3 protein-coding genes are annotated in these 4,764 nt (G+C 69.7%); all 3 read left to right on the forward strand.

Annotation, left to right across the window (positions count from 1 at the left end):
• Positions 1-57 precede the first annotated feature (57 nt).
• Positions 58-3,660: an AAWKG family protein gene (locus tag ACFWFI_RS06565; protein WP_387386273.1), complete on the forward strand. Its 3,603-nt coding sequence runs from the start codon at positions 58-60 to the stop codon at positions 3,658-3,660.
• Positions 3,661-3,853: 193 nt separating this feature from the next.
• Complete coding sequence (locus ACFWFI_RS06570) at positions 3,854-4,309, forward strand: YbaB/EbfC family nucleoid-associated protein (protein WP_387386276.1); 456 nt, start codon at positions 3,854-3,856, stop codon at positions 4,307-4,309.
• 2 nt (positions 4,310-4,311) lie between these two features.
• Entirely contained in the window at positions 4,312-4,680 is a 369-nt protein-coding gene (locus ACFWFI_RS06575) for a hypothetical protein (protein WP_387386278.1), read from the forward strand.
• Positions 4,681-4,764 lie beyond the last annotated feature (84 nt).

Genomic DNA, 4,764 nt, shown 5'->3' on the forward strand with positions numbered 1-4,764 from the left:
CGCAGGAAGGCGCCGAGCGCGCCGACATGAACGACCCGACCAGGAAGGGCGCGCCCGGTGGCCGAACCCGATGATCCGTTCGCACAGTCCGTCACGAGCATCGGAGAGCTCACCGGCGACGCCAACCCGACGATCGACAAGTGGGCCAGGCTGGTCACCCACATCACCGGCTATCCCGTGCCGGACCGCACGTTGATCTTCGACAAGCTCAAGTCCGACCACGGCGGCAAGCTCTTCCGGATGGACATCCAGGAACACGATCTCTCCTTGGTCGCCAAGGAGTCCGGCTTCCTGGTGAACACGGGCGAGGACTACGACATCTACTTCTTCGACCGCGACAAGACGATGAAGATCAAGCAGGCCCGCATCGTCTTCGAGGGTCGTGTGAAGGCCGGTGACGAAGTCATTTTCGCCGACATCGAATCCGACAACGTCCACGATGCGAAGGTCCGCGAAGGCTCCGACTTCACGGACTACAACAAGGACGCGATGAGCACCGTCAAGCTGGCCCGGTACATGAACGGGCCGCGGGAGGCGCTCCTCAAGTTGCTTGCGGGCAATACGAAGGACGCCCGGTTCAGCGGCGAGGGTGTGCTCGAGGTCGACATCGTGGACCTGGATTCCTTCGGCGACACCGGGGACTCCTTCGATCACGCGGCCAAGTTCTTCAGGGAGCACGCGGGGCTGCTGAAGGACTGGGAGGACCGTTTCGGCCGGGACGACGCGAGCTGGAAGGGCGAGGCCGCGGACGTCTTCCGGGCCCTGCTGACGAAGGTCCGCGAGAACTACGACAGTTATGTCGAGACGTTCGACGCCACGGCAGGCTCCGAGGGCCAGACCGGCACCGGCGGCACGGTGTACTCGCGCGCCTTGTCCCTGGGCCGCACATACCTGGAGAACGCCGCCAGGGACCTGCTGCAGGCGTGGCTCGACTGGGCCAAGTCCGACTACTACGACCCCCACCAGGTGCTGCGTTACGTCCTGGACGAGCTCGCCACCTGGGTGAACAAGAACAACGTGGACATGACGGAGCTCATGTCGACCAGTGGTGAAGGCTACTACTACGTCTACCACCGCCCGAAGGAAGGCTTCAGCCAGGCCCCCATGAAGCCGGATCCGGAGTACGGGGACCTCACCGACATCGCGAACTGGGCGAAGGTCGGCGACAGAGCGGTCAAGCTCTGGACCCAGGGCGTCGAGCAGTACCTGGGCACGGCGGCCGCGAAGGTGCAGTCGTCCCTGAACAACCACTTCCTCGACCTGGGCCACGACTTCGCCGACAACGTGCCCGAACCGAAGTCGACCAGCACGGCCTCCGCGGACTACAAGGACAAGAAGCTCGCGGACGCCGAGGACGAGGCGGACCGCAAAGCTGCGGAGGACAAGGCGGCCGCGGACAAGCTGCGGGCCGACGCGGATGCGCAGCGCGCGGAGGACAAGGCGCTCGCGGAGAAGCTGCGGAAGGAGGCGGCTGACCAGCGTGCGGAGGACAAGGCGGCTGCGGACAAGCTGCGGGCCGACGCGGATGCGCAGCGCGCGGAGGACAAGGCGCTCGCGGAGAAGCTGCGGAAGGAGGCGGCTGACCAGCGTGCGGAGGACAAGGCGGCCGCGGACAAGCTGCGGGCGGAACAGAAGGCAGCGGCCGATGAGGCCAAGCGCCAGGCCGACGAGCAGGCGAAGGCCCTGGGGGCGAGCATCGGCGGCCTCAACGGCCCCGGCAACGGTTCCGGTGGCGGCAACGAGGTGAACCTCAGCGGTCTCGACGACCTGCTGAACGGGAACAAGCCGGTCACCGAGAGCCTGGGCAGCCTGGGCGACGTGAACGGCCCCGGTGGCGGGAGCCTCGGCGGCCTGGGCGACGGGAACAATCCGGTCACCGAGACGCTCGGAGGCCTGGGCGACCTGAACAACCCGGGCGGCGAGAACGGGAGCCAGCAGGGTTCCACGGCGGTCCCGACTCCGATCACCCAGAACCTGGGCAGCCTCGGCGCGCTCAACAACGGCCCCGGCGGGACGAACAGGGCTGCCAACGACGCCAACGAGGCCGTCACCCAGAACCTCGGCAGCCTCGGCGACCTGAACAACGGCACCGGCGGCTCCATCGACACCCCGACCGGCGGCAGCACCCAGCTCGGTGACGGCAAGCTCACCTCGGACTTCCCGGACGGCAGCACCAGCACCTTCGACCCGGACAGCGGGCTGGTCACCACCACGCACCCGGACGGCAGCGTCACCACGCGAGACCTGAGCAACGGCACCGGAGTGACCAACCCGGACGGGTCGGTCACCTCCCTCGGTGACGACGGCAAGCTGACCACCACCTTCCCCGACGGCACCAGCCAGGTCGTCGACCCCACGACCGGCCAGGCCGTCTCCACCGATCCCGACGGCGCCACCACCACCCAGAATCTCGGCAGCCTCGGCAATCTGAACGGCCAGAACAGCCTCGGCGGCCCGACAGATCTGGGGGACCTCGGCAACATCAACGCCGACCTGCCAACCGAGTCGATCGGTGACCTCGGTGACCTCGGTGACCTCGGTGACCTCGGGAATCTGAATACCGGCGGGTCCGGCCTGGAGACTCCGACCGGCGGGCACACCTCGCTCGTGAACGACGACTTCTCCACCACGTTCCCGGACGGCGGCAAGGGAGTCTTCGACCCGGACAGCGGGACGTTCACCACGACCAGCCCGGACGGCTCCACCGTGACCACCGACCTCACCCACGGGGCGAGGGTGACGAACCCGGACGGGTCCACGACCTTCCTGGACAACGGCCTGCCGACCACAGACTTCCCGGACGGCAGCAGGCAGGTCATCGACCCGGACACCGGCATCGCCACCGTCACAGACCCGCAGGGCAGGACCGAGACGGTGGACCTGCACGACCTGAACTCGGGCAGCGGGTCGAACAGTTCGAACAGCCTTGGAGGGCTCGGCGACCTCGGCGGGCTGAACGGGTCCGGCGGCCTCGGCGATCTCGGCGGGCTGAACGGGTCCGGCGGTCTCGGCGATCTCGGCGGGCTGAACGGGTCCGGCGGTCTCGGCGATCTCGGCGGGCTGAACGGGTCCGGCGGTCTCGGTGATCTCGGCGGCCTCGACTCGACCGGCGGCGGCTCCACCACCAGCGAGGTGCCGTTCTCCGACCTGGGTGTCGGCTCGGGCCAGGTGAGTGCCGGGGCCCTCGGCGGCGGTCTCTCCGAGGCGGGCTCCCTCTCCCCGGACGGCCTCGGCGCGGCCGCCCCCCTCTCGGACGGCTCCGCAAGCAGCGCGGGCACCCCTGCCGCCGCCGCCTCCCAGGCCGGCACACCGGGAGCCCCGGGCACTCCCGGCAGCCCCGGCATGCCGATGGGCGGCGGCATGGGCGGCATGGGCGGGGGCGGTGAGAAGGGCAACGGCGAGCGGGTGCGCGCCGTCCTGGTCGACGCGGCGGAGGAGAGCGAGCGCCGCAAGCGTCGCCGGCGCAGCCCGTGGAACCGGCAGGAGGACAGCGACACCTTCCTGGCCCCGGCCCCCCGGGTGGCGACCACCGGCGGCGCCTCCTCCGAGGAGGAGGCGGAGCCGCGACGCGGGTCCACCAGTTCCGCCGGCTTTTTGGAGGAGGACGAGGACGTGTGGGGCACCGAGGAGGGCGGCGCACCGGCCGTGATCGGGCGGTGACGGCCGCTCAGGTCCCGGGGGTCCGTGGCGCGGAGACGAAGCCCACCCGGCCCCGGCTTTCCCATCAGGGCCTTCACCAGGCAAGATCGACGGAGCAGTTGACGGGCCGGGGACGGTGCCGACGACCAGGGCGGATACGCGGACCAGAATGCCCGGACGTCCGGGCACACCGACGGAAAAAGGGGGAGCGGACGTGACGGAACCGCTGGAGAAGCGCCTGGAGAAGGCCATGGCCGAACTTCAGGCGGCCCAGGAGGCGGTCGCGCGCACCGAGCGGGAGCTGCGGACGGCTTCGTTCGCGGCGCTCTCCTCCGACCGTGCGGTCCGTGCCACGTCGGGCCCGCAGGGTGAGCTGACCGGGATCGAGTTCCTGGAGAACAAGTACCGCGACATGTCTCCGCAGGAGCTGGCCGCCAGTGTCCTGGAGGCGGCGGACGCGGCGCGTCTGAAGATGAACCGGCATGTGATGAAGGCGATGGCGCCCTTCGCCGAGCCCAGCAGCGACGTGCCGGAGCTGAAGGGCTTCGAACTGGACTGGGAGCGCATCTTCGGTCCCGAGGTGCTGCGCGAGGACGGCGAGGACTCGGCACGTGGCGGCAGGGCCGCCCCCGCCTGGCGGGACGCGCTCGGCGAAGAGGGAGAGGACTGACGATGGGACAGCGGTACTACGTAGACCCGGAGCGCATCGAGGCCCTGGCCGGGCAACTGGAGGAGATCGGCACCCTGGCCAGGAGCATGACCGAGGAGTTCCTCGACGAGCTGGCGCCCACGGTGAACTGGCCGGGCACGGAGGGCGACTTCGCGGAGAAGGCCAAACCGCAGGAGCAGAAGGAACGGCAGACCACCAAGGACACCATGATGTCCATCCGCGAAGCGCTGTTGGGCATCACCGACGCCACGGTCAGCCAGGTCCGGATGATGCAGGACACCCGCGACCACAACATCGAGGAAGTCGCGAAGGGCACCAGCCGCATCGAGACCGACGGACTCGACGGCCCGGGCGGGCATGGCCGCCGCTGACCTCCGCACCGTCGGCCGCTCCCGCACCACCATGCCGGGAGCGGCCGCTCCGTCCTGCCCGTACGGGCTCCAGGGCGGTCCCCG

Source organism: Streptomyces sp. NPDC060209 (assembly GCF_042728155.1).
Classification (GTDB): Bacteria; Actinomycetota; Actinomycetes; order Streptomycetales; family Streptomycetaceae; genus Streptomyces.